Annotated in this window: 24 protein-coding genes; 15 read left to right on the forward strand and 9 right to left on the reverse strand. The window is 72.1% G+C overall.

Translation table 11 applies throughout. The features are described from left to right. Positions 1 to 9 precede the first annotated feature (9 nt). The 3 genes from ACFZDK_RS36670 to hutU are packed head-to-tail and all read right to left on the reverse strand — an operon-like array spanning position 10 to position 4225. A complete protein-coding gene (locus ACFZDK_RS36670; protein ID WP_390978834.1) occupies positions 10 to 1350 on the reverse strand; it encodes a formimidoylglutamate deiminase in 1341 nt (446 codons plus the stop codon). After that, positions 1347 to 2564, reverse strand: coding sequence for an allantoate amidohydrolase (locus ACFZDK_RS36675; RefSeq protein ID WP_390978836.1), 1218 nt, complete (start codon positions 2562 to 2564; stop codon positions 1347 to 1349). The genes ACFZDK_RS36670 and ACFZDK_RS36675 overlap by 4 nt, the downstream gene beginning before the upstream one ends. After that, positions 2561 to 4225, reverse strand: a complete 1665-nt coding sequence (gene hutU, locus ACFZDK_RS36680; protein WP_390978838.1) for a urocanate hydratase — start codon at positions 4223 to 4225, stop codon at positions 2561 to 2563. Before hutU ends, ACFZDK_RS36675 begins: the two co-directional genes overlap by 4 nt. Before the next feature lie 179 nt (positions 4226 to 4404). On the opposite strand from hutU, the gene ACFZDK_RS36685 reads away from it, so the two are divergent. The 5 genes from ACFZDK_RS36685 to ACFZDK_RS36705 all read left to right on the forward strand — a co-directional run bounded on the left by ACFZDK_RS36685 (position 4405) and on the right by ACFZDK_RS36705 (position 8068). Then, positions 4405 to 5793 (forward strand): diaminopimelate decarboxylase, encoded by a 1389-nt coding sequence (locus ACFZDK_RS36685; protein ID WP_390979156.1) that lies wholly within the window; start codon positions 4405 to 4407, stop codon positions 5791 to 5793. Between the two features lie 171 nt (positions 5794 to 5964). After that, positions 5965 to 6354 carry a hypothetical protein gene (locus tag ACFZDK_RS36690; protein WP_359212981.1) on the forward strand — a complete coding sequence of 130 codons (390 nt, stop codon included), beginning with the start codon at positions 5965 to 5967 and terminating at the stop codon, positions 6352 to 6354. Then, positions 6351 to 7145 carry a transcriptional regulator gene (locus tag ACFZDK_RS36695; RefSeq protein WP_390978840.1) on the forward strand — a complete coding sequence of 265 codons (795 nt, stop codon included), beginning with the start codon at positions 6351 to 6353 and terminating at the stop codon, positions 7143 to 7145. Before ACFZDK_RS36690 ends, ACFZDK_RS36695 begins: the two co-directional genes overlap by 4 nt. A 31-nt stretch (positions 7146 to 7176) precedes the next feature. Then, entirely contained in the window at positions 7177 to 7677 is a 501-nt protein-coding gene (locus ACFZDK_RS36700) for a roadblock/LC7 domain-containing protein (protein ID WP_390978842.1), read from the forward strand. Between the two features lie 16 nt (positions 7678 to 7693). Further along, positions 7694 to 8068, forward strand: a complete 375-nt coding sequence (locus ACFZDK_RS36705; protein WP_355717317.1) for a hypothetical protein — start codon at positions 7694 to 7696, stop codon at positions 8066 to 8068. A 12-nt stretch (positions 8069 to 8080) separates the two neighbouring features. Here ACFZDK_RS36705 and ACFZDK_RS36710 read toward each other — a convergent pair whose 3' ends face one another. From ACFZDK_RS36710 to ACFZDK_RS36720, 3 genes are all read right to left on the reverse strand, one after another. Then, positions 8081 to 8683, reverse strand: coding sequence for a hypothetical protein (locus tag ACFZDK_RS36710; protein ID WP_390978845.1), 603 nt, complete (start codon positions 8681 to 8683; stop codon positions 8081 to 8083). Between the two features lie 96 nt (positions 8684 to 8779). After that, a complete protein-coding gene (locus tag ACFZDK_RS36715) occupies positions 8780 to 9622 on the reverse strand; it encodes a MurR/RpiR family transcriptional regulator (protein WP_390978847.1) in 843 nt (280 codons plus the stop codon). Beyond that, positions 9619 to 11127 carry an aromatic amino acid lyase gene (locus ACFZDK_RS36720; protein WP_390978849.1) on the reverse strand — a complete coding sequence of 503 codons (1509 nt, stop codon included), beginning with the start codon at positions 11125 to 11127 and terminating at the stop codon, positions 9619 to 9621. The genes ACFZDK_RS36715 and ACFZDK_RS36720 overlap by 4 nt, the downstream gene beginning before the upstream one ends. A gap of 141 nt (positions 11128 to 11268) precedes the next feature. Here ACFZDK_RS36720 and ACFZDK_RS36725 point away from each other — a divergent pair, with 141 nt between their 5' ends. The 6 genes from ACFZDK_RS36725 to ACFZDK_RS36750 all read left to right on the forward strand — a co-directional run bounded on the left by ACFZDK_RS36725 (position 11269) and on the right by ACFZDK_RS36750 (position 15842). Further along, positions 11269 to 12312, forward strand: a complete 1044-nt coding sequence (locus tag ACFZDK_RS36725; protein ID WP_390978851.1) for an ATP-binding cassette domain-containing protein — start codon at positions 11269 to 11271, stop codon at positions 12310 to 12312. Continuing rightward, a complete protein-coding gene (locus tag ACFZDK_RS36730; protein WP_355717305.1) occupies positions 12309 to 12950 on the forward strand; it encodes an ABC transporter permease in 642 nt (213 codons plus the stop codon). The genes ACFZDK_RS36725 and ACFZDK_RS36730 overlap by 4 nt, the downstream gene beginning before the upstream one ends. 1 nt (position 12951) lies before the next feature. Beyond that, the gene (locus ACFZDK_RS36735; protein ID WP_390978855.1) at positions 12952 to 13614 is read left to right on the forward strand and encodes an ABC transporter permease subunit; all 663 of its coding nucleotides are present in this window, start codon (positions 12952 to 12954) and stop codon (positions 13612 to 13614) included. A 10-nt stretch (positions 13615 to 13624) separates the two neighbouring features. Beyond that, complete coding sequence (locus ACFZDK_RS36740) at positions 13625 to 14554, forward strand: glycine betaine ABC transporter substrate-binding protein (RefSeq protein WP_390978857.1); 930 nt, start codon at positions 13625 to 13627, stop codon at positions 14552 to 14554. Between the two features lie 133 nt (positions 14555 to 14687). Further along, entirely contained in the window at positions 14688 to 15362 is a 675-nt protein-coding gene (locus ACFZDK_RS36745) for a carbonic anhydrase (protein WP_390978859.1), read from the forward strand. A gap of 72 nt (positions 15363 to 15434) precedes the next feature. Continuing rightward, positions 15435 to 15842, forward strand: a complete 408-nt coding sequence (locus tag ACFZDK_RS36750; protein ID WP_390978861.1) for a hypothetical protein — start codon at positions 15435 to 15437, stop codon at positions 15840 to 15842. Between the two features lie 351 nt (positions 15843 to 16193). Here ACFZDK_RS36750 and ACFZDK_RS36755 read toward each other — a convergent pair whose 3' ends face one another. Continuing rightward, positions 16194 to 17585: a cystathionine beta-synthase gene (locus ACFZDK_RS36755; protein ID WP_390978863.1), complete on the reverse strand. Its 1392-nt coding sequence runs from the start codon at positions 17583 to 17585 to the stop codon at positions 16194 to 16196. 150 nt (positions 17586 to 17735) lie between these two features. On the opposite strand from ACFZDK_RS36755, the gene ACFZDK_RS36760 reads away from it, so the two are divergent. The 3 genes from ACFZDK_RS36760 (at position 17736) to ACFZDK_RS36770 (ending at position 21315) form a co-directional block, all read left to right on the forward strand. Further along, a complete protein-coding gene (locus tag ACFZDK_RS36760) occupies positions 17736 to 18785 on the forward strand; it encodes a GDSL-type esterase/lipase family protein (protein WP_390978865.1) in 1050 nt (349 codons plus the stop codon). Positions 18786 to 19016: 231 nt separating this feature from the next. Further along, a complete protein-coding gene (locus tag ACFZDK_RS36765; protein WP_390978867.1) occupies positions 19017 to 20237 on the forward strand; it encodes an acetyl-CoA C-acetyltransferase in 1221 nt (406 codons plus the stop codon). Between the two features lie 295 nt (positions 20238 to 20532). Then, positions 20533 to 21315 (forward strand): hypothetical protein, encoded by a 783-nt coding sequence (locus ACFZDK_RS36770; protein ID WP_390978869.1) that lies wholly within the window; start codon positions 20533 to 20535, stop codon positions 21313 to 21315. A 34-nt stretch (positions 21316 to 21349) separates the two neighbouring features. Here the strand turns inward: ACFZDK_RS36770 and ACFZDK_RS36775 are convergent, their stop codons facing one another. Continuing rightward, positions 21350 to 21661, reverse strand: coding sequence for a hypothetical protein (locus ACFZDK_RS36775; protein ID WP_390978871.1), 312 nt, complete (start codon positions 21659 to 21661; stop codon positions 21350 to 21352). A 118-nt stretch (positions 21662 to 21779) separates the two neighbouring features. Between ACFZDK_RS36775 and ACFZDK_RS36780 the strand changes: the two genes are divergently transcribed. Further along, a complete protein-coding gene (locus ACFZDK_RS36780) occupies positions 21780 to 22010 on the forward strand; it encodes a DUF4287 domain-containing protein (protein ID WP_355716349.1) in 231 nt (76 codons plus the stop codon). Between the two features lie 74 nt (positions 22011 to 22084). On the opposite strand, the gene ACFZDK_RS36785 is transcribed toward ACFZDK_RS36780, so the two are convergent. Next, entirely contained in the window at positions 22085 to 22945 is an 861-nt protein-coding gene (locus tag ACFZDK_RS36785; protein WP_390978873.1) for a Bax inhibitor-1/YccA family protein, read from the reverse strand. Positions 22946 to 22957: the final 12 nt, after the last annotated feature.

Raw genomic sequence — 22957 nt, forward strand, 5'->3', positions numbered from 1 at the left:
GGGTGAACATCAGGCTCGGAGGGCTTCGATCGCGTCCGTCAGTGCCGACGGCACGTCCGGGACGAGGGTGTGCGCGCCGTCCCGTACGACGTGGCGGCCCGCGACGACCGTGTGCCGTACGTCCGCTGCCGTCGCCGCGAATACGGCCGTCTCGGCGCCGAGTCGCGGCACCGGTCCCGCTGTTCTGACGGAGTCGAGCGCGATCGTCGTGAGGTCGGCGAGCATGCCGGTCTCGATGGCGCCCGCGTCGTCCCAGCCGAGGGCGGCGTGGCCGTCGGCGGAGGCGGCGCGCAGCAGGGCGGCGGCCGTCCAGTGGCCCCGGGTGCGGGTGCGCAGCCGCTCGTTGAGCTCCATGGCGCGCGCCTCTTCGAGCAGGTCGATGACGGCGTGGCTGTCGGAGCCGAGGGAGAGCGGGGAGCCCGCGCGCTGGAGGGCGACGGCCGGTCCGATGCCGTCGGCCAGGTCGCGCTCGGTCGTCGGGCACATGCAGGTGCCGGTGCCGGTGCCGCCGAGCAGGGCGATGTCCTCGTCGGTGAGGTGGGTGTTGTGGACGCCGGTGGTGCGCGGGCCGAGGACACCGTGGTCGGCGAGCAGCCGGGTGGGGGTGCGGCCGTGGGCGGCGAGGCAGGCGTCGTTCTCCGCCGTCTGCTCGGAGAGGTGTACGTGGAGCGGGGCCCGCCGCTCCTCTGCCCAGCGGGCCACGGTCGCCAACTGGTCCGCGGGCACCGCCCGTACGGAGTGGATCGCCGCTCCGATCCGTGCGTGATCCCGTTCCTTGAGAACCGAACAGCGTTCGGCCCAGGCCTGCGCACTGCCGTCGGAGAAGCGGCGCTGGTGGGCGTTGGGCGGCTCGCCGAAGCCGGAGGAGAGGTAGGCGGTGTCGAGGAGGGTGATGCGGATACCGGCGTCGGCGGCGGCCGCGATCAGCGCCTCGCCCATGGCGTTGGGGTCGGCGTACCGGGTGCCGTCGGGGGCGTGGTGCACGTAGTGGAACTCACCCACGCAGGCGATGCCCGCCAGCGCCATCTCGGCGTACACCGCGCGGGCGAGCGCGTGGTAGGTGTCCGGGGTCAGTCGGTCGGCGAAGGTGTACATGAGCTCGCGCCAGGTCCAGAAGGTCCCGGAGCCGACCTGGACGGTGGAGCGCAGGGCGCGGTGGAAGGCGTGCGAGTGGGCGTTGGCCAGGCCGGGGAGGGTGAGACCGCGCAGGATCTCGGCGCCGGGCGGCGGGGAGGGGACCTCCGTCCGTACGGCGGTGATGCGGCCGTCGGCCACCTCCACGGCGACGCCCGGCTCGACGTGGGTGTCCAGCCAGGCGTACTCCAACCAGTACGTCGTCCGTGTCGTCACGCGCGGGCCAGCCCTTCCAGTACGTCGGCGAGCGCGCTCACCCCGGCCACGCAGTCGTCCTCGGCCGCGAACTCGGCCGGGGAGTGCGAGACGCCGGTGGGGTTGCGCACGAACAGCATGGCGGTCGGGATGCTCCCGGAGAGGATCCCGGCGTCGTGTCCGGCACCGGTGCCCAGGACGGGCACGGTCAGACCGGTGTCCCGGCCGAGGATGCGGCCCAGTTCGTCCCGCAGGGCGTGGTCGAACTCCACGACCGGGGTGAAGGACTCCCGGACGACGTCGAGATCGATGCCGTGCCCCTCCGCGTACTCCCGGGCCGCCTTCTCGATGCCGCCGACGACGGTGTCGAGGGTGGCCTGGTCGGCGGCGCGGGAGTCGAGCCAGCCGCGCACCAGGGAGGGGATGGCGTTGACGCCGTTCGGCTCGACGGCGATCTTGCCGAAGGTGGCGACGGCACCGGCGAGTTCGGCCTCGCGGCGGGCGGCGAGCACGGTCTCGGCGTACGACAGCATGGGGTCGCGGCGGTCGGCCAGCCGGGTGGTGCCGGCGTGGTTGGCCTCGCCCCGGAAGTCGAACCGCCAGCGTCCGTGCGGCCAGATGGCACTGGCGACGCCGACCCGGTCGCCGGACAGGTCCAGCGCCCGGCCCTGTTCGACATGGAGCTCGACGAAGGCGCCGATGCGGGCGAGCCGCTCGGGGTCGGCGCCGATGGCGTCGGGGTCGTACCCGGCGGCCTCCATGGCCCGCGGGAGGCTGATCCCGTCGCCGTCGGTCAGCCGGTGCGCCTGCTCGACGGTCAGCCGGCCCGCCGTCAGCCGCGACCCGACACAGGCGAGCCCGAACCGGGCGCCCTCCTCGTCGCCGAAGTTGACGATGGCGAGGGGCCTGTCGAACTCCGTTCCCCTCCCCCGGAGTTCGTCGAGCGCGGCGAAGGAGGACACGACTCCGAGCGGGCCGTCGAAGGCGCCGCCGTCCGGCACGGAGTCCAGGTGCGACCCGGTGACGACGGCGTTCCCGGCGGCGGGGTCACCGAGCCAGGCCCACTGGTTGCCGTTGCGGTCGACCTCGTAGGTCAGTCCGCGTGCCTCGGCCTGTTCCTGGAACCAGGCGCGGCAGTCGGTGTCGGCGCCGGTCCAGGCGTAGCGCCGGTAGCCGCCGGAGGCGGAGCTGCGGCCGACCGGCAGCAGCTCCGCCCACATGCTGTGGAAGGTCACGCGTCGTCACCTTCACGCATCGGCACGCGCACGCCCCGCTCCTGCGCGACCGACTCCGCGATGTCGTACCCGGCGTCCACGTGCCGGATCACGCCCATCCCGGGGTCGTTGGTGAGCACGCGGCGGATCTTCTCGCCGCCCAGCTTCGTACCGTCGGCGACGGTCACCTGCCCGGCGTGGATGGAGCGGCCCATGCCGACCCCGCCACCGTGGTGGATGGAGACCCAGGAGGCACCGGAGGCCACGTTGACCATGGCGTTGAGCAGCGGCCAGTCGGCGATCGCGTCCGAGCCGTCGAGCATGGCCTCGGTCTCGCGGTACGGCGAGGCGACCGATCCGGCGTCGAGGTGGTCACGCCCGATGGCCAGCGGTGCCGCCAGCTCTCCGCTCGCCACCATGTCGTTGAACCGCTCCCCGGCCTTGTCCCGCTCGCCGTACCCGAGCCAGCAGATCCGCGCGGGCAGCCCCTGGAACTGGACCCGCTCGCCGGCCATCCTGATCCAGCGGGCGAGGGACTCGTTCTCCGGGAAGAGGTCGAGGATCGCCCGGTCGGTCTTGGCGATGTCGGCGGGGTCGCCGGACAGGGCCGCCCAGCGGAAGGGGCCCTTGCCCTCGCAGAAGAGCGGGCGGATGTAGGCGGGGACGAAGCCGGGGAAGGCGAACGCCCGGTCGTATCCGGCCAGTTGTGCCTCGCCGCGGATGGAGTTGCCGTAGTCGAAGACCTCGGCGCCGGCGTCCATGAAGCCGACCATGGCCTCGACGTGGCGGGCCATCGACTCACGGGCGCGGGTCGTGAACCCGGCCGGGTCCTTGGCCGCGGCGTCCGCCATGTCCGCGAAGGCCACGCCCACCGGCAGGTACGACAGCGGGTCGTGAGCCGAGGTCTGGTCGGTGACGATGTCGACCGGGGCGCCCTCGGCGAGCATCCGCGGCAGCAGCTCGGCCGCGTTGCCCAGCAGGCCGATGGAGAGCGGGCGGCGGGCGTCGCGGGCCTCGGTGGCCAGCTGGAGGGCGTGCTCCAGGCTGTCGGCCTTCACGTCCAGGTAGCGGTGCTCGATGCGGCGCTCGATGGCGCGCGGGTCGCAGTCGATGCAGATCGCGACGCCGTCGTTCATCGTCACGGCGAGCGGCTGGGCGCCGCCCATGCCGCCGAGGCCGGCGGTGAGGGTGATGGTCCCGGCGAGGGTGCCGTTGAACTTCTTCGCGGCGACGGCGGCGAAGGTCTCGTAGGTGCCCTGGAGGATGCCCTGGGTGCCGATGTAGATCCAGGAGCCGGCGGTCATCTGGCCGTACATGGTCAGGCCGAGGGCCTCCAGACGGCGGAACTCCTCCCAGTTGGCCCAGTCGCCGACGAGGTTGGAGTTGGCGATGAGGACGCGCGGGGCCCACTCGTGGGTCTGCATCACGCCGACCGGGCGGCCGGACTGGACCAGCATGGTCTCGTCCTGCTTGAGGGTGCGCAGGGTGCGGACCATCGCGTCGAAGGAGCGCCAGTCGCGGGCGGCCTTGCCGGTGCCGCCGTAGACGACGAGCTTGTCGGGGTGTTCGGCGACCTCGGGGTCGAGGTTGTTCTGCAGCATCCGCAGGGCGGCTTCCTGCTGCCATCCCAGGGCGCTCAGTTCCGTACCGCGCGGCGCTCGTACGGGGCGGGGTCCTGACATGGTCTGCCTCCTGGTGTTTCTACGGTTATTCATATCCTGACCCGATGAATAGAACTAGTCAATACATTCGTCCGCCAGCGCGCGCCCGATCCGGATGTTTGGCTGGACTTATGGGCCTTATCGGTGCGGACGACGACATGTCGGGGAGCGTCGTGGAAGCGAACGAAGAGATCGAAGAGATCGAAGAGACCGAAGAGATCGAAGCGGGCGGGGACGACGGTGAGCGGGTCGTACGGCGGGACGCCGCCGTGCGGGCGGCGGTGGAGCAAGGGCTGCTGGGGCCGGACGCGCCGATCGTAGGCCTGTTGGACGTGACGGGCATCCGTGCCTCGGCCGCGGCGCTGCACCGGGCGTTCCAGGCGGTCGCGGCGCCGGGCGCCGCGATCCTGCACGCCTTCGCGGTGAAGGCGAACCCGCTGGTGCCGCTGGTGCGGCTGCTGGCCGCGGAGGGCATCGGCGCCGAGGTGGCGAGCGCGGGCGAGCTGGCGCTGGCCCGGGCGGCCGCGGTGCCAGTGGCGCGGACGGTGTTCGACGCGCCCGCGAAGACCGAGGCGGAACTGCGCGAGGCGCTGGCGCTGGGCATCGCCGTGAACGCGGACAACCCGCAGGAGCTGCGGCGGATCGACGCCCTCGTCCGGGGCGGCGGCGCCACCCGCTCGGCGCTCGGGCTCCGGGTGAACCCGCAGATCGGGGCCGGGACGATCGGGGCCACCTCCACCGCCACCGCGACCTCGAAGTTCGGGGTGGGGCTGCGCGACGAGGGGGCCCGGGAGTGGGTGATCCAGGCGTTCGCGGACCGGCCGTGGCTGACGCGGCTGCACGCGCACATCGGTTCGCAGGGGATCTCGCTGTCGCTGCTGGCACGGGGCGTGGCGGAGACGTACGCGCTGGCCGAGGAGATCAACGCGCGGATCGGGCGGCGGCAGATCGACACCCTCGACATCGGGGGCGGGCTGTCGGTCAACCTCGCGTCGGAGGTGACGGAGCCGACGTACGCGCAGTACGCGCGGCTGCTCGCGGAGGCGGTGCCGGGGCTGTTCGACGGGCGGTACGGGCTGGTGACGGAGTTCGGGCGGTCGCTGCTGGCCCGGCACGGGACGGTGGTGGCCCGGGTGGAGTACGCCAAGAGCTCCGGCGGGCGGCGGATCGCGGTGACGCACGCGGGGGTGCAGGTGGCGTCCCGGACGGTGTACGTGCCGGAGACATGGCCGCTCAGGATCGCCGCGTACGACGACAAGGGGCGGCCGAAGGAGGGGCCGGCGGTGGTGCAGGACGTGGCGGGACCGGCCTGCTTCTCCGGCGACCTGCTCGCCGAGGGGCGCGCGCTGCCGCTGCTGGAACAGGGGGACTTCGCCGTCGCGCTGGACACCGGGGCGTACTACTTCGGCACCCACTACTCCTACAACTCCCTTGCCCGGCCGGGGGTTTACGGCTTCGCGCCGGACGGCGACGGGGGCCTGGCGTTCGCTGTCGTACGGGAGCCGCAGACGGTGACCGAGGTCGTGGCCGATTCCGGCGGGGCGCACGCGGACGCGCTCACCACCCTGCGCGCTTCCGAGCGCCATTGAGACAGGAGGGACACAGGGATCAACTGGTGTGAAAAGCAGCCCAGTTGACCAACACTAGCCTGCCGGACGCACGTTCCACTGGAAAATGCCAAACGACTCACCCCTCCCGCACACGTTGCGTAGTGTCTGCGTCACTCAACCGGAGTCCCAGGGGGCGGGAGGGGAGCCACGGTGCCCGGAATCGACGAGTGCTTACTGGAAGCGATGCGTCTGCCCGGTGCCCGGGGGGCCGCGCTGGTGGACTGGACGAGCGGGCTGGCCCTGGGCACGGTCGGGGAGGCACCGGGCGGTGACCACGAGACCACCGCGGCGGAGGCCGCCGAGCTGGCCCGGCTGGCCGCCGAGCACGGGGCGTTCAGCACCGGGGACGACATCGATGTGAGTCCTCCGGTGGAGGACCTGATCGTCAGCAACCGGGACAGCTACCACCTGCTGCGGTTCGTGGTCACGTCCTTCGACGCCACGGTGTTCCTGCATCTGTGGCTGGCCCGCGAGGACGGCAACCTCGCCCTCGCCCGGATCCGGCTCGGCGAGATGGCCGAGCGGCTGGTGCTGGGATGACCGTGGTCGAAACACCTCCGCCGCTGCCGGTCCGGGACCGGACGGCCGCACCGGACCGGGCGCCCGGCGCGCTCTCCCCGATGCTGATACGCCTCGCCGAGGAACGGGCCACCGGTGTCCTGATCCGCGAGCACGGCACCCTGCACCTGGCCGAGGGCCGCGTGGTGCACGCCGAGAGCCCGCTCGCCCCCGGCCTCGACGTGCTCCTCACGGCCCACGGCACGCTCGACCCGGCGGTCTGGCCGTGGACCGACGACATACCGGCCGCCGCCCACCGGCTGCTCGCCGCCGGTCTGCTGCCGAGGGGCGCGCTGGAGGTCGCCCGGCTCGGCGCGCTGTTCGACGCCGGGTACTTCGCACTCGCGCCGAGCAGCACCCCGGGCCGGTTCCGGTACGGCGCCACCTCCGCGGCCGGACCGTTGCCCGCGATCCCCGTCACCGCCCTGGACCGCGAGACCCTGCGCCGGCGCGAGCTGCTGCACCGCCTGTGGCCCGACCCCGCGATGGACGGCGCCCCGCTGATCCGCGCCGACCCCCTCGCGCCGCCGCCGGTCACCCTCCGGCAGCGGGCGGTCCTGGACCGGGTGGACGGCGTCCGCACGGCCCCGGAGATCGCCCGCGAGCTGGGCCGGCCGGCCTTCCACACGCTGGTGGACGTACGACGGCTGGCGGCGGCCGGGCTCCTCGTCAAGGGGCGCCCCGTGGTCGCCGCCCCGCCCCGGATCCCCCCGGTCACCGACCCCGACATCGCGCTGCTGAAGAGGCTCAGGGATGCGCTGGAGGCCCTTTGAACGGCACCGCCCCGCCGAGAGGAGACAGCTGATGGCGGCAGAACCCGGCAGCTCCGACAGAGAGGCCGTCCTCGACGAACTACGCCGGCTGCGCAGCCGGATGCCCCAGCTCACCGGCGCGCTCGCGGCCGGCGTCGACGGCCTCGTCGTCGCACATGACCTCCCCGGCGTCGACCCGGAGGGCCTCGCCGCGCTCACCGCGGCCGAGCTCGGCGTCGCCGTCCGCGTCTCCGACGCCACCGGCAAGGGCGAGCTCAGGGAGCTGCTGGTGCGCGGCGAGGACGGTTATGTCGCCACCTACGCCGCCGGCCGCAGTGCCGTCCTCACCCTGCTCGCCGAGGACCGGGTGAACGTCGGCCGGCTGCACCTGGAGGGGCGCCGCGCCGCCGCCCGGATCGGCGAGCTGGTGGACGCGGCCGAGGACGCCGCCAAGGCCCTGCGGCCCGCCCGCGCCACCACCACACGGACCAGAACCACGCGCACGCCACGGACCAGCACCACCACCGACGCGCGCACCGCAACCGACAGTTGAGAGGAACCAGAAAGTCATGGCCAACACCGAAACCGCCCTGAAAGAGTGCCTGACCTCCATCGAGGGCGCCACCGGCGTGGCGCTCGTCGACTACACCAGCGGGATGGCGCTGGGCACGATGGGCGGCAGCAAGTCCTTCGACCTGAACGTGGCCGCCGCCGGCAACACCGACGTGATCCGCGCCAAGATGCGCACCATGGAGCACCTCGGCCTCAAGGGCGACATCGAGGACATCCTGATCACGCTCTCCAACCAGTACCACCTGATCCGGCTGCTCAAGGGCCGCGGCGGCAACGGCCTCTTCCTCTACCTGGTCCTCGACCAGGCCCGCGCCAACCTGGCGATGGCCCGCCACCAGCTGAAGCGGATCGAGGAGGACCTGGAGGTCTAGAAGACCTTCGGATCAGACCAGCGCCGCGGTGCGCCGGCGGGACCCGCCCGGGGCCGCGTCGCCCGCCGCGATGCCGGTGCCGCGGTAGGACTTGACGGTCTTGCCGGCCGGGCGGCCGCCGCGCTGGTCGAGCCAGTCGACGCGCAGCCACATCAGCTGTTCCTCGGCCTTCTCCCGGCGGCCCAGCCAGGCCGCCTTCAGCCGCAGCCCGGTGCCGGTCCCGGCGAGCAGCATGCCGCCCGCGGCGGGTACCGCGAAGGAGCTGCCGAACGCGACGGCGAAGGCCAGCAGCAGCCACCAGCGGTGCCCCCGGCGCCAGTTGCGCACGGTCACCGCCCGGTCCTGGAGGACGTCGTGCTTCCCGGCCCGGGCGGCACCGTGCAGCAGCGCGGTGTACCGCTTGCGGCGGGTGAGCGCCACGACGGCGGCGCCGACGAGGAACAGCGCGGCGCCGGCCAGCACCCCGATCCGCCGCCCGGTGATCCCCGGGGGCAGCACGCCGACGCCGGCCGCGAACACCCCGGACCACCACAGCGGGGCGGCCCCGGCCCGTACGACCACGGCCACCCGGGCCAGCCCCTGTCCGCCGCGCCCTTCTCGTCCCGCACGCGCCATGTCCGCTGCCTCCTCGCCGGTCTCGCCCTGTCCGTAGGGTGGGACGCTAACCAGCGAACGTGAGACGAGTCTTAAAGCCGGGCCCGGCGCGGAAACTCACTCCACGAAAAGGCCCCGGGCCGCCGCCCGGGTGTCGAACTCCTCCAGGCGGGCCTGCGCGTCCGGCAGGTCGTCGCACATCGCCTCCAGCAGCACCCGCCCGAGCAGCATCGGCGCGCACGCGGTGTCGAAGGCGAGGCCGGTGCCGACGGCGGCGGGCAGCAGCAGGTCGGAGACCTTGGCCACCGGCGCGAACGCGGAGTCGGCGACGGTCACGACGGTCAGCCCGGCCTCCTTGGCATAGCCCAGGGTGTCCACGACCTCGCGCGGATGCCGGGGCAGCGCGAAGCACAGCAGCGTGGAGGCGCCGGCGAGGACGGCCGCGTCGATCCGGTCGTGGATCATCGTGCCGCCCTCGTTGAGCAGCCGGACGTCCGGGTGCACCTTGGCGGCGAAGTAGGCGAAGCCGTACGCCTGGGAGGCGGCGGCGCGCAGGCCGAGGACCGGCAGCGGCCGGGAGGCGGCCAGCAGCCGGCCGGCCTGCTGCACCGGGCGCGGGTCGGCGAGCACCTCGGCCAGGTGCCGCAGGTTCTCGATCTCGGCCTCGACGGCCTGCTGGTACTCGTTGTACGACCCGGAGCCGGCCGTCTGCTCCGAGGGCACGACCTCGCGCAGGTGCCTGCGCAGCGCCGGGTAGCCGTCGAAGCCGAGGGCGACCGCGAAGCGGGTGACGGAGGGCTGGCTGACCCCGGCCAGTTCGGCCAGCTCCACGCTGGACAGGAAGGGCACGTCGGCGGCGCGCCGCACCATGCTGTGCGCGATGCGCCGCTGGGTCGGCGTGAGCCGGTGCCCCTCGAAGAGCGCCTGCAAGCGAGTCGCAGGGCTGTCGGTCACGTTCATGACGTGCTCCCCCTCCAGATGTCCGTGAACCGGTCGAGCAGCGCGGCCGCCGCCGTGACGTCGTCCGTGAGCGGCCGGTCGGCCGGGTCCGCCTCCAGCACCGCCTCGGCGAGTTCCAGCGCCCTGCCCGCCCCGAGCCCGGGTTCGGGCCTCAGTTCGCGCTGGCGCAGCGCCCGTACGGCGGCGACGAGTTCGCAGCCGACCACCAGACGGTACGCACGACAGGCGCGCAGCGTTTGACGGGCGGCGAGCGAGGCGAAACTGGCCTGCTCCTCGACGCCTCGGGAGAGTACAGCGTGCCCGAGGGAGGCGGGCGCGGAGAAGGCGCGCAGATCGCCGAGGGCGGCGCCGGCGGCGTACTCCAGGATCATCACGCCGGAGGAGGCGGGCTCCTGGTCGGCGAGGAAGGGGCGCAGGCGGGTGAAGGCCGGCTCGTTGAGGGAGGAGAGGCGGGACGTGGACAGGCGCGCGACCTGGGTGACCGCGAGCCGGAAGTGGTCCAGGGCGAGGGCGAGCTGGGCCTGGTAGAAGCCGCCGTGGTGGTAGGCGGCGAGGTCCTCGGCCGAGATGAGGGGGTTCTCGGCGGCGGCGTTGATCTCGATGGCGAGGACCTGCTCCAGGGCGTCGGCCGCGTCCTGGGCCGGGCCGTGGATCTGGGGCAGGCAGCGGAAGCCGTACGGGTCCTGGATCCGGCCGAGCGGCGGGGTCGGCCGGTCGGCGGCGCCGATCAGCTCCCGCATCCGGCGGGCGACCTCGGCGCTCCCCCGGTGCGGGCGGGCCGCGTGCACGGGGGCCGCGAACGCCTCGTGGGAGCCGTCGACGGCCAGCAGGGACAGCGCCGCCACCACCTGGGTGGCCTCGATCAGGCCGCGCAGCTCGTGCAGGGCGAGCGCCGACTGGCCGAGGGTGAGGGCGTTGCTGCTGATCAGGGCGAGGGCGTCGTTGTTGTCGAGGGGCTGCGGCGCGGGTGCGCCGGCGCCCCGCCAGGGGTGCTCCCCGACCAGCGCGAGGCCCACCTGGGCCAGCGCCGCGATGTCCCCGGTGCCCACCGAGCCGAACTCGTTGACGGCCGGGTACGCGCCCGACTCCAGCGCCTCGCACAGCGCGGTGACCACGCTCGGCCGCAGCCCGGCGCCGCCCGCGAGCAGCTGGTTGGCCCGCACCGCGAGCATCGCGCGGACCTGCCGGGCGGGCAGTTCGTCGCCGATCGCCCCGGCGTGGCTGCGCAGCAGCCGCAGTCCGTGTCCGGCGGCAGCCTCGGTGGGCACGGTCTCGTTCCGGTTGGCCCCGACGCCGGTCGAGCGTCCGTAGACGCGGCCGGTCGCGGCGATCTGCCGGGCGGCGTCCCAGGACTCCTCCGCACGGCGCATCCCGTCCGTGCCAGGGACCGGCCGGGCGGTGCCGTCGGCGAGCCGGACGACGTCCTCGACACCCATGCCGATGCCGTCTAGGACCACCAGGCCAGAGTGCGCTGTTCCGAGAGTGTCCACGCTACGAGACGACATAACGTCCAAACTCCCCTCAATCAGGACACTCGATCTTGCGTTGCGGTCATCCGTTACCTCGGATTAACGCCAGACCGTTGACAATCCATTCACTTACCGAGAACTCTGCATGACGTTATACAGCCGGGCAAGGGACATCTCATGATCCAGTTCGACGCGGTCCACAAGCGCTTCCCCAACGGCACGACAGCAGTCCATGATCTCTCCCTGGAGATGCCGGAGGGCGGGGTCACCGTCCTGGTCGGCTCCTCCGGTTGCGGCAAGACCACCACCCTGCGGATGATCAACCGGATGGTCGAACCGACCTCCGGCGCGATCAAGGTGAACGGCAAGGACGTCACCGCGCAGGACGCCGCCGAACTGCGCCGCTCCATCGGGTACGTCATCCAGCAGGCCGGCCTCTTCCCGCACCGCACGGTGCTCGACAACGTCGCCACCGTCCCGCTGCTGCTCGGCTGGAACCGGAAGAAGGCCCGCGCTCGCGCCGCCGAACTCCTGGAGACCGTCGGTCTCGCCGCCGACGCAGGCAAGCGCTACCCTCACCAGCTCTCCGGCGGCCAGCAGCAGCGCGTCGGCGTGGCCCGCGCGCTCGCCGCCGACCCGCCGGTGCTGCTGATGGACGAGCCGTTCGGCGCGGTCGACCCGGTGGTCCGCACCCAGCTCCAGGACGAACTGCTCCGGCTCCAGAAGGAGCTGAACAAGACCATCGTCTTCGTCACCCACGACGTCGACGAGGCGGTCCGGCTCGGCGACCGGATCGCGATCTTCCGCACCGGCGGCCACCTGGTCCAGTGCGCCCCGCCCGCCGAACTCCTGGCCCGCCCGGCCGACGACTTCGTCGCCGACTTCCTCGGCGCCGAGCGCGGGCTGAAGCTGCTCTCCCTGAAGACCCTCGCCGGGGTCCCGCAGGGCCCGGCCCCCGAGGGCGGCGCCTGGACCCTCGTACTCGACGCCGAACGCAAGCCCCTGCACTGGGCGTCCGAGTCGACCGGCACCGAACTCCCGGTACGGCCGCTGAAGGACGGCGACTCGCTGCTCTCGGCCCTCGACGAGTCGATCGCCTCCCCGACCGGGCTGGTCGCCCGGGTCGACGCGCAGGGCGTGCTGACCGGTGTCTCGTCCCGCGACGACATCCACGTGCACGCCGGCCAGGCGCACTCCGAGGCCCGGGTGGTGGCCGCATGACCATCGACTGGTCGTGGATAGGCGACCACACCGACGACCTCACCAGCCTCACCCTCTCGCACCTCCAGGCCGCGATGACCGCCGTCTTCTTCGGCCTGCTGATCTCGCTGCCGCTCGCCGTCCTCGCCCACCGGGTCCGCCCGCTGCGCGGCTTCCTGCTCGGCCTCTCGAACGTGCTCTTCACGATCCCCTCGATCGCGATCTTCGTCCTGCTGCTGCCGATCAGCGGCCTGACCCGGACCACGACCGTCATCGGCCTGACCGTGTACACGCTGGTCGTGCTGCTCCGGAACACGGTCGAAGGCCTGGACTCGGTTCCGGCGAAGACCAAGGAGGCGGCGAAGGCGATGGGAACGCGCCCGCTGCGCACCCTCCTCACCGTCGAGCTCCCGCTCGCGCTCCCCGTGATCTTCGCGGGTATCCGGATCGCGACGGTCATGTCCATCTCGCTGGTCTCGGTCGCCACCTACATCGGCGACGGCGGTCTCGGCCAGCTCTTCACCGACGGCTTCCAGCGCGACTTCCCGACCCCGGTGATCGTGGGCGTGGTCCTCACGATCCTGCTCGCCGTGGTCGCGGACGCGCTGCTGGTGGCGCTCCAGTACGTACTGACCCCGTGGCGGCGGAGGCGAGCCTGACATGTTCGAACTCTTCAAGAACCTCGGCACCTGGCTGACCAGCGGCTCCCAGTGGGCCGGTCAGGACGGCATCGCCCACCGCCTCGGCGAACACCTCCAGTACTCGCTGCTCGCCACCCTGATCGCCGCCGCGATCGGCCTCCCCCTCGGCCTGCTGATCGGCCACACCGGCAAGGGCGCCTTCCTCGCCATCAACCTGGCGTCCTTCGGCCGCGCGCTGCCGACCGTCGGCCTGGTGGTGCTGGTCTTCCTGGCGGGCGGGCTCTCGATGCTGCCGGTGTACGTGGCACTGGTCGCCCTCGCGGTCCCGGCGATCGTCACCAACACCTACGCCGGGATGACGGCCGTCGACCCGGACGTCCGCGACGCGGCCCGCGGCCAGGGCATGCGCGGCCACCAGGTCCTGCTCCACGTCGAGTTGCCGCTGGCCCTTCCCCTGATCATGACCGGCCTGCGCCTCGCGCTCATCCAGGTCGTCGCCACCGCCACCATCGCCGCCTACGTCTCCTTCGGCGGCCTCGGCCGCTACGTCTTCGACGGACTCGCCCAGCGCGACCTCGTCCAGGTGCTGGGCGGCGCGGTCCTGGTCGCGCTCGTCGCCGTCGTCCTCGATCTGCTGCTGAGCACCCTCCAGCGCTTCCTCTTCCGCCACCGCACTGCCTAGGGAACCCGAGATGAACCGTCGTACCCTCCTCGGTGGCCTGCTCGCCGCCGGCTCCGTCCCCGCCCTCGCCGCCTGCTCCAGCGGCATCACCTCCCTGAACGAGAGCAGCGGTTCGACCGCCGGCGGCGGCTCCAGCAAGGGCGGGATCACCATCGGCACCGCCAACTTCACCGAGAACCAGGTGCTCGGCTACCTCTACGCGGCCGTGCTCCAGAAGGCCGGGGTGAAGGTGAAGGTCCGCCCGAACCTCGGCACCCGGGAGATCGTGATCCCCGCGCTCAAGGCCGGCGACATCGACCTGCTCCCCGAGTACCAGGGCGCCCTCCTCAACTACCTGGCCCCGAAGGACGCCTCCGCCGAGCCGGGCACCATGCAGAACGCGCTCACCCTGGCGCTGCCCGCCGGCCTCCAGGTGCTGCCGTACGGGCAGGCGGCCGACTCCGACTGCTTCGTCGTCACCCGGGCGACCGCGCGGAAGTACGGCCTGGCCTCGCTCGCCGACCTGGCCAAGCAGAACGGCAAGCTGGTGATCGGGGCCGCGCCCGAGGTGAAGAAGCGGCGGGTGGGCGCGGTCGGCCTGCAGGAGGTGTACGGGGTCGAGTTCAAGGAGTTCAAGTCGCTGGACTCCGACGGGCCGCTGGTCAAGGGCGCGTTGAAGAAGGGCGACGTCGACGTGGCGAACCTGTTCACCACCGACACCGACATCGCGGCCAACGACTGGGTGGTGCTGGCCGACCCCAAGAACCTGATCCCCAGCCAGCACATCGTCCCGCTGATCGCCGACCGCAAGGCCGACGACACCGTCCGCAAGGCCCTCGCCCGGCTGGGCAACGTCCTCACCACCGACCAGCTCACCCAGCTCAACAGCCAGGTCGACAACGACAAGAAGGACCCGGAGGACGTGGCGGCCGCATACGCGAAGCAGCACGGGCTGGCCTGACCGCCACCGCGTACACGGCGGCCGATGATCCACCGACGAAAGTGTCAAATATCCGCAAACAGGCACAGGGAGTAACCGGTCGGCTGCCTACGGTGATGAGGCGTCATCGGCACCACACTCCTGAGGAAGCGTCATGGCCTCGAACCGCAGGGCCTTTCTGACCGCCACCGCCACCGCCACCGCCACCGCCGTCGGCCTCCTGGCCACCGTCTCCGCCCCGGCGGCGGCCGGCACCGCACCCGCGACGGCCGCCGCCGCGCTGGACGAACTCCTCGCCGGCAACCGGCGGTACGCGGCCGGCCGGCCCCGCCGCCCGCGCGACATCGCAGGCCACCGCCGCCGGCTGGCCGCCGGACAGCACCCGTTTGCGGTGGTCCTCGGCTGCATCGACAGCCGGGTCGTGCCCGAGTTGGTCTTCGACCAGGGCCTCGGCGACCTGCTGTGCATAAGGACGGCCGGGCAGGTGCTGGACGAGGCCGTGCTCGGCTCGATCCAGTACGGCGTGGCGGAGCTGCGCGTCCCGCTGGTCCTGGTCCTCGGTCACGAACGCTGCGGCGCCGTCGCCGCCACCCTGGACCATCTCCGCTCCGGCACACCCGTCCCGGGCCATCTGGAACTCCTCGTCGCCGAGATCGCCCCGGCCGCCCGCCGCACCAGGGCGCTGCCCGGCGACTGGGCCGAGCACACCATGCGGGCCCACACCGCGTGGGTGCGGGACGCGATCCGGGCGGACCCCGCGTTCGCGGCGGCCTCGGTGGTCGCGGCACGGTTCGACCTGGACAGCGGGCTGGTGTCGCTGCTGCCGTGAGGGCGGCCCCCCGCACGAACGCGGGGGATTACCCCAGTGCGGCGGGCGCCCCCGCTCTCTACCGTGGGCGGCATGACGGACGCGCGTGACACCGACCTGCAGAAGGACCTCGCCGCCACCCTGCACGCCCGCAGGGAACTGGGGCAGGAGTACGAGTCGGAGCTGGCCGACTCCTTCCTGGAGAAGCTCGACCAGCGCATCGACGGCGCGGTGGAGCGGCGGCTGCGCCGTGGCCTGGCCGAGCAGCAGATGCAGGTGGCCCGGGGTGCGCGGCGGCCGAAGGGCAGCGACTCCTGGGGCGAGCGGTTCGGCTTCGGGATCGTCTCGCTGGTGCTGGCGATCCCGCTGTCGGCGATCGGCGGTGCCTTCGCGGGCATGACGGGCCTGATCGCCACCTGGGTCGGCATCGTCGGGGTCAACGCGGCCCAGGCGGTCCGCCTCAACCCCGACCTGTTCCGCCGGGGCGACCGCGAGGACTGAGCCCGGACACACGGGTCGAGGCCGGAAAAGTAATGCGCGGGGACCGCCGCACCCCCGTTACCGGGGGGCGGGACGACGGCGGTCCCCGCGAGGGACGCGAGCCGGGTCAGGGCCGGGCTTGCGCGTCCGGGCGTCCATGGAGGTCCGGGAGCCGCTCCGGAGGTCCTTGGACGTTCGGTGCCGGCCGGGGCGGGGAGCCGCTCCCGCCCTGCCGACACCCACTAATCTGCCGGACCCGTGTTAAGCGTGTGCTGCGCGGACGTGACACGCTCGTACCACTTCCGCGAAGTCCACCACCCGGACAGGAAACCGTAAGTTCCCCGGCGTCACGGCCAGTTCACCGCACGTTCGCTACTGCTTGCCGCCCTTGGCGAGAAACGCCAGCAGGTCCTGCCGGCTGACCACGCCGGTCGGCTTGCCCTCGACGAGGACGATCGCCGCGTCGGCCGCGCCCAGCACCGTCATCAGGTCCGCGACCGGCTCGCCGGAGCCGACCTGGGGCAGCGGCGCGCACATGTGCTTCTCCAGCGGGTCCTCCAGCGAGGCCCGCTTGTTGAACAGCGCGTCCAGCAGCTCGCGTTCGACGACCGAGCCGACGACCTCGGCGGCCATCACGTCCGGGTGGCCGGCGCCCGGCTTCACCACGGGCATCTGCGAGACGCCGTACTCGCGCAGCACCTCGATGGCCTGTCCGACGGTCTCGTCCGGGTGCATGTGGACGAGGGAGGGGATGGTGGCTCCGGCCTTGTCGCTGAGCACGTCGCCGACGCGGGCGCTCGGGCCCTCGTCCTCCAGGAAGCCGTAGTCGGCCATCCACTCGTCGTTGAAGATCTTGCTGAGGTAACCACGGCCGCTGTCCGGGAGGAGTACGACGACCACGTCGTCCGGGCCGAGCCGCTCCGCCACCCGCAGCGCGGCCACGACGGCCATCCCGCAGGAGCCGCCGACCAGCAGCCCCTCCTCCTTGGCCAGCCGCCGGGTCATCTGGAAGGAGTCCTTGTCCGACACGGCGACGATCTCGTCGGCGACGGTCCGGTCATAGGCGGTCGGCCAGAAGTCCTCCCCCACGCCCTCGACGAGGTACGGCCGCCCGGACCCGCCGGAGTACACGGAGCCCTCCGGGTCGGCGCCGACCACCTGGACGCGGCCGTCGCTGGCGTCCTTCAGGTAGCGGCCGGTACCGGAGATGGTGCCGCCGGTGCCGACGCCCGCCACGAAATGGGTGATCTTCCCCGCCGTCTGCTCCCACAGCTCGGGGCCGGTCGAGTGATAGTGCGAAAGGGGGTTGTTCGGGTTGGAGTACTGGTCCGGCTTCCAGGCGCCCGGGGTCTCCCGGACCAGCCGGTCGGAGACGTTGTAGTACGAGTCAGGGTGCTCCGGGTCCACGGCCGTCGGGCAGACCACGACCTCGGCGCCGTACGCGCGCAGCACGTTGATCTTGTCGGTGCTCACCTTGTCGGGGCACACGAAGATGCACTTGTACCCCTTCTGCTGGGCCACGATCGCCAGCCCCACACCGGTGTTCCCGCTGGTCGGCTCGACGATCGTGCCGCCGGGCTGCAGCTCCCCGCTCTTCTCCGCAGCCTCGATCATCCGCAGCGCGATGCGGTCCTTCACGGAACCGCCCGGGTTGAAGTACTCGACCTTGGCGAGCACGGTGGCCTGGATGCCCTGGGTGACGCTGTTGAGTCTCACCAGCGGGGTGTTGCCGACGAGGCTGATCATCGAGTCGTGGAATCGCACCGTTGTCTCCGGTTGCTTGCAAAAGGTGTGGTCCTAGTGGTGTGGCCAGCCTAAGGCCCCGCTCCGGAGGTTCACTCCCCGTTGAGATTGACGCACGGGCTGTACGGGGCAAGGAGTGGATGAGCGGCAACGAGGAGGTGGCGGCGACGCATGACGAACATGTCGAGGGCGCGGGTGGCCCGGCGGATCGCGGCCGGGGCGGCGTACGGCGGCGGCGGGATCGGGCTGGTCGGTGCGGCCGCGGTCGGGGTGGTGCTGGCCGAGGTGCGGATGGCCAGGACAGCGGTGGGCAACGGCAACAGCGGCGGACGGGTACCGGCCGCCGACGGCCGCTACGGCGACGCGTACGACAGCGATGAGCCTCCCCTGCGGCTGACGATGCTCGGCGACTCCACGGCGGCGGGGCAGGGCGTGCACCGGGGCGCCCAGACGCCCGGTGCGCTGCTGGCGTCCGGCCTCGCGGCCGTGGCCGAACGCCCGGTCGACTTCAGCAACGTGGCCCAGCCCGGCGCCCAGTCCGACGACCTGGACCGCCAGGTGGCGCTCGTCCTGGGCACCGCCTCACCGGTCCCCGACGTCTGCGTGATCATGATCGGCGCCAACGACGTCACCCGCCGGATGCCGCCGACCCGTTCCGTGCGCCACCTCTCGGCGGCGGTACGACGGCTGCGCACGGCGGGCGCGGAGGTCGTCGTCGGCACCTGCCCCGACCTGGGCACGATCGAGCCGGTACGGCAGCCGCTGCGCTGGCTGGCCCGGCGGGCCTCCCGGCAGCTGGCGGCGGCCCAGACCATCGGCACGGTGGAGCAGGGCGGCCGCACGGTGTCGCTGGGCGACCTGCTGGGCCCCGAGTTCGCGGCGAACCCCCGTGAGCTCTTCGGCCCCGACAACTACCACCCCTCGGCGGAGGGCTACGCCACGGCGGCGATGGCCATCCTCCCCACGGTCTGCGCGGCCCTCGGCCTCTGGCCGGCGGACGAGGAGCGCCCCGACGTCACCCGCCGCGAGGGCTTCCTCCCGGTCGCCCGTGCGGCAGCGGAGGCCGCGGCCGAGGCCGGCACCGAGGTCACGGCAGCGATGCCGACGGGCCCGCGCGGCCCCTGGGCCCTCCTGAAACGCCGCCGGCGCCAGCACGTGGAGGCGCTCCCGTCCGACCAGGCTTCCGAGGAGGCGAGGCCGAGGGCGGGTACCACCGACTAGGGAGCCAGTGGGAGATGCGCCGGCTGAGGCGCCCCGCAAGGGGCGCGGGACTGTACTGATGTGCGGCTCCGCCGCGTGGGCGCGACCAGCCCCCACCGGCCCGCAGGCGAAAAGCAAGCGCTTAGAAAGTGCGGCCAGTGTCACACCCCGACACCCGTGACCGATGACATACGTACGGGTAACTTCCCAAACACCCCTGCCAGTCCGTACGCACGCCAATGGAGCCGCGAGATGCCCGAAGCCGTCATCGTCTCGACCGCACGTTCCCCGATCGGCCGCGCCGTCAAGGGCTCTCTGAAGGACCTGCGCCCCGACGACCTCACCGCGACGATCATCCAGGCCGCCCTCGCCAAGGTCCCCGAGCTGGACCCCAGGGACATCGACGACCTGATGCTCGGCTGCGGCCTCCCCGGCGGCGAGCAGGGCTACAACCTCGGCCGGATCGTCGCCGTGCAGATGGGCATGGACTTCCTGCCCGGCACCACGATCACCCGCTACTGTTCCTCGTCCCTGCAGACCAGCCGGATGGCGCTGCACGCCATCAAGGCCGGCGAGGGCGACGTCTTCATCTCGGCCGGTGTCGAGATGGTCTCCCGCTACGCCAAGGGCAGCTCGGACGGCCTCCCGGGCACCACGAACCCGCTCTTCGACGAGGCCCAGGCCCGTACCGCCGCCACCGCCGCGTCCGAGGGCTCGACCTGGCACGACCCGCGCGAGGACGGCCTGCTCCCCGACCCGTACATCGCGATGGGCCAGACCGCGGAGAACCTGGCCCGGATCAAGGGCGTCACCCGCCAGGACATGGACGAGTTCGGCGTCCGCTCCCAGAACCTCGCCGAGGAAGCCATCAAGAACGGCTTCTGGGAGCGCGAGATCACCCCGGTGACCCTCCCCGACGGCACGGTCGTCAGCAAGGACGACGGTCCGCGCGCCGGAGTCACCCTGGAGGGCGTGGCCGGTCTGAAGCCGGTGTTCCGCCCCGACGGCCTGGTCACGGCCGGCAACTGCTGCCCGCTGAACGACGGCGCCGCCGCGGTCGTCATCATGAGCGACACCAAGGCCCGCGAGCTCGGCCTCACCCCGCTCGCCCGCATCGTGTCCACCGGCGTCACCGGCCTCTCCCCCGAGATCATGGGCCTCGGCCCGGTGGAGGCGAGCAAGCAGGCGCTGCAGCGGGCCGGCCTGACCATCGACGACATCGACCTGGTCGAGATCAACGAGGCGTTCGCCGCGCAGGTGATCCCCTCCTACCGGGACCTGAACATCCCGCTGGAGAAGCTGAACGTGAACGGCGGCGCCATCGCCGTCGGCCACCCCTTCGGCATGACCGGCGCCCGCATCACCGGCACGCTCATCAACTCCCTCCAGTTCCACGACAAGCAGTTCGGCCTGGAGACGATGTGCGTGGGCGGCGGCCAGGGCATGGCGATGGTCATCGAGCGCCTCAGCTGACCGGCCTTCACGACCCGAACGACCCCCCTGAGTGACCGTCACGGAACCCAACGTGACACCACGGCCCGGTGTTCGAGAAAACCCCGAACACCGGGCCGATTTGTGATCCAATCTCCCTCAGGATGTGACCTATCTCCCTCTGCGGGGATATCTCCGCAGGTCAGCGCCACTGTCCGGGTAAACCCGAGGACCAAAGTCCTGTCCGTTTCGTGACGTTACGCACTGACAGCTGGATAGTCCACCCTTCAAGCTGATGTAGGAAGTCGGGGGTCGACTTTGAACCGGGAGTACGTCAGTGAGCGCCATGCCGATCGCCTTGCTGCTCACCACGGCCGCCACGGGCGCCGTGGGCGTCGCTGTCCTGCGCACCGTTCTGAAGCTGCGCCGTCAGGTCGCCGAGCTGCACACCCAGCTTGCCCAGAACCAGGCCGCGACGATGCGGGCCCTGCTGCCCGCCGCCCGCAGCCACGCCGACACGGAGGAGATACGCGCCGCCGTGGCGGAGGCGCTGGCCGAGGAGCGGGAGCGGGAGCTGGCCGAGGCACGCGCCTTCTGGGCCGCGCAGGAGGCGCGTGACGTCTCCGACGCGCCGTCGCTGCTGGGTCTGACGGACAGTGAGCTGTTCCTGCCCCGGCAGAGCGATTTCGTGGGCCTGGAGCCGGTCGCCGAGCCGGCGACGGAGGCCGACGAGTTCGCCGGGGAGTCCCCGGAACTGTCCGCGGCCCGCCGTCGGCACCCGTCCCACCCGGACTTCGTACCGGTGCAGTCGCCGGTCGTGAACGACCATGAGCGGACGGTCGCGACGCTGGAGCAGCTGGCCGAGTCCCAGGTCGAGCTCTCCGACGTGCGGCCCGGCCCGCTGGGCACGCTGGACGTCTATGTCTTCGCCGACGGCACGACCCTGTGCATGACGCCGGGGCACCGGGAGACGGCGGAGCGGCTGGCTGCCGCCCTCGGCGCCGGTGAGACGCCGTTCCTGCTGGGCGGGTCCGGGATCTCGGGCGCGTACACACTGACGTTCGCCTGCGGGGAAGAGAACGTGTACATCCTGGCGGACCGGGTCATAGCGTCCCTGTGATGCGTCGGGGCGCCTCGGTGCTTCGTCGGGTCCCTCACACCCCCGCCCTCTTCTGCGCCTCCTCCACCAGGCGCACCGCGTCCCCGACCTCGGCCTCGCTCTCCAGCACCACCGCCAGGTCGTTCCCGGCCACGGTGATCTGGTCGGCGACCGCGAACATCCCCGCGTCCGGCATCTCGCGCGCGGCGGAGTCCGGTTCCTCGACGGTCCGCGCCCAGTCGGCCAACTGCCGGGCCAGTGCCAGCGCTTCCGCGGCGGCGCCCCGCTGCAGGCGGCTCTGCGGGGCCGCCCGCAACTTGTCGGCGAAGTGCTCCACGGCACGGGTGAGAGGCGTCGTATCAACCACGGCGTGAGCGTAACGCGTGCCGTCGGCTGTCCTGTCAGGACTGTTGCCAACACGCCAACACTCAGGCACCGTGACGTGAAGGACCGGCTACAACCCCCTTTGCGCACCGGAGGCGCCGATGTCCCAAGTCTTCTCCGAGGAGACCCATCGCAACATGCTCGCCCGCATCCCCCACTGCACCGGTCGTGAAGTGTCCGACTGGCTGCGTACCGTCGACGAAGGCCCGTCCCTCTTCCGTTTCGAGGAGAAGGTCAGCTGGCTCCGCCACGAACACAACCTCGCGTACGGCCACGCGAAGGCGTTGATCCACGAGTACGACCTGAGGAGGGCCGCGCGCAAACTTCTCTAGGCGCGCACGCACACAGACGGCGAAGGGGCCCCGGGGTGACGACCCCGGGGCCCTTTTCGGCTCGTCTCGCGCGGCTAGTCGTTGCTGCTGAAGATCGCCACCAGGCGCAGCATCTCGACGTAGATCCACACCAGCGTCATGGTGAGGCCGAACGCGGCCAGCCAGGCCTCGTTCTTCGGGGCGCCGTAGGCGATGCCGTCCTCGATCTGCTTGAAGTCGAGGGTCAGGAAGAACGCGCCGAGCAGGATCGCGATGATGCCGACGATCGCACCGAGCGGACCGAAGCTGCGCAGACCGCCGTCCTCGGCGACGCCGAACGCGACCAGCAGCAGGTTGACCGCCATGACCACCACGAAGGCGATGGCGATGGCCATGCCGATGCGGGCGTAGCGGGCGGTGACCCGGATCCAGCCGGCCCGGTAGACCAGCAGGGTCGCACCCGAGACCGCCATGGTGCCGAGCACCGCCTGGAACGGGGCGCCGCTCCACTGGGTGTTGTACATCTCGCTGATGACGCCGAGGAAGACGCCCTCGAAGGCGGCGTATCCCAGGATCAGCGCGGGCACCGGGGTGCGCTTGAAGCTCTGGATCATGGCCAGGACGAACGCGACGATCGCGGAGCCGATGGCCAGGCCGTAGCTGGTGCTGGAGACCGGCAGCAGGGCCCAGGCTAGGACCGCGCCGACGGCGACCGTGCCGAGCGTCATCGCGGAGCGCGTGATGACGTCGTCCATGGTCATCCGGCCGGTGGCGGCCGGGGCCTGCGGCGGGGCGCCCTGCTGGACGTCCTGCTGGGCGTAGGGGTTGTTCGCGTACGGGTTCTGCGCGTACGGGTTGCCCTGTGCGTACCCGGCCTGCGGCGCGGTGTTGAAGCCCGCGTAGCCGTTGTCGCGGCTGAACCCCCGTCGCGAGAAGACCGGGTTGCTGCTCCTCATTTCACTCCTCCA

The sequence above is a fragment of the Streptomyces sp. NPDC007901 genome, from assembly GCF_042959465.1.
Lineage (GTDB): Bacteria > Actinomycetota > Actinomycetes > Streptomycetales > Streptomycetaceae > Streptomyces.

Coding starts and splice junctions, on each gene's coding strand:
- hutU (WP_390978838.1), bottom strand. CDS start 4,225: ATGTCAGGACCCCGCCCCGTACGAGCGCCGCGCGGTACGGAACTGAGC.
- ACFZDK_RS36695 (WP_390978840.1), top strand. CDS start 6,351: ATGACCGTGGTCGAAACACCTCCGCCGCTGCCGGTCCGGGACCGGACG.
- ACFZDK_RS36700 (WP_390978842.1), top strand. CDS start 7,177: ATGGCGGCAGAACCCGGCAGCTCCGACAGAGAGGCCGTCCTCGACGAA.
- ACFZDK_RS36705 (WP_355717317.1), top strand. CDS start 7,694: ATGGCCAACACCGAAACCGCCCTGAAAGAGTGCCTGACCTCCATCGAG.
- ACFZDK_RS36710 (WP_390978845.1), bottom strand. CDS start 8,683: ATGGCGCGTGCGGGACGAGAAGGGCGCGGCGGACAGGGGCTGGCCCGG.
- ACFZDK_RS36715 (WP_390978847.1), bottom strand. CDS start 9,622: ATGAACGTGACCGACAGCCCTGCGACTCGCTTGCAGGCGCTCTTCGAG.
- ACFZDK_RS36720 (WP_390978849.1), bottom strand. CDS start 11,127: ATGTCGTCTCGTAGCGTGGACACTCTCGGAACAGCGCACTCTGGCCTG.
- ACFZDK_RS36725 (WP_390978851.1), top strand. CDS start 11,269: ATGATCCAGTTCGACGCGGTCCACAAGCGCTTCCCCAACGGCACGACA.
- ACFZDK_RS36730 (WP_355717305.1), top strand. CDS start 12,309: ATGACCATCGACTGGTCGTGGATAGGCGACCACACCGACGACCTCACC.
- ACFZDK_RS36735 (WP_390978855.1), top strand. CDS start 12,952: ATGTTCGAACTCTTCAAGAACCTCGGCACCTGGCTGACCAGCGGCTCC.
- ACFZDK_RS36740 (WP_390978857.1), top strand. CDS start 13,625: ATGAACCGTCGTACCCTCCTCGGTGGCCTGCTCGCCGCCGGCTCCGTC.
- ACFZDK_RS36745 (WP_390978859.1), top strand. CDS start 14,688: ATGGCCTCGAACCGCAGGGCCTTTCTGACCGCCACCGCCACCGCCACC.
- ACFZDK_RS36750 (WP_390978861.1), top strand. CDS start 15,435: ATGACGGACGCGCGTGACACCGACCTGCAGAAGGACCTCGCCGCCACC.
- ACFZDK_RS36760 (WP_390978865.1), top strand. CDS start 17,736: ATGACGAACATGTCGAGGGCGCGGGTGGCCCGGCGGATCGCGGCCGGG.
- ACFZDK_RS36765 (WP_390978867.1), top strand. CDS start 19,017: ATGCCCGAAGCCGTCATCGTCTCGACCGCACGTTCCCCGATCGGCCGC.
- ACFZDK_RS36780 (WP_355716349.1), top strand. CDS start 21,780: ATGTCCCAAGTCTTCTCCGAGGAGACCCATCGCAACATGCTCGCCCGC.
- ACFZDK_RS36785 (WP_390978873.1), bottom strand. CDS start 22,945: ATGAGGAGCAGCAACCCGGTCTTCTCGCGACGGGGGTTCAGCCGCGAC.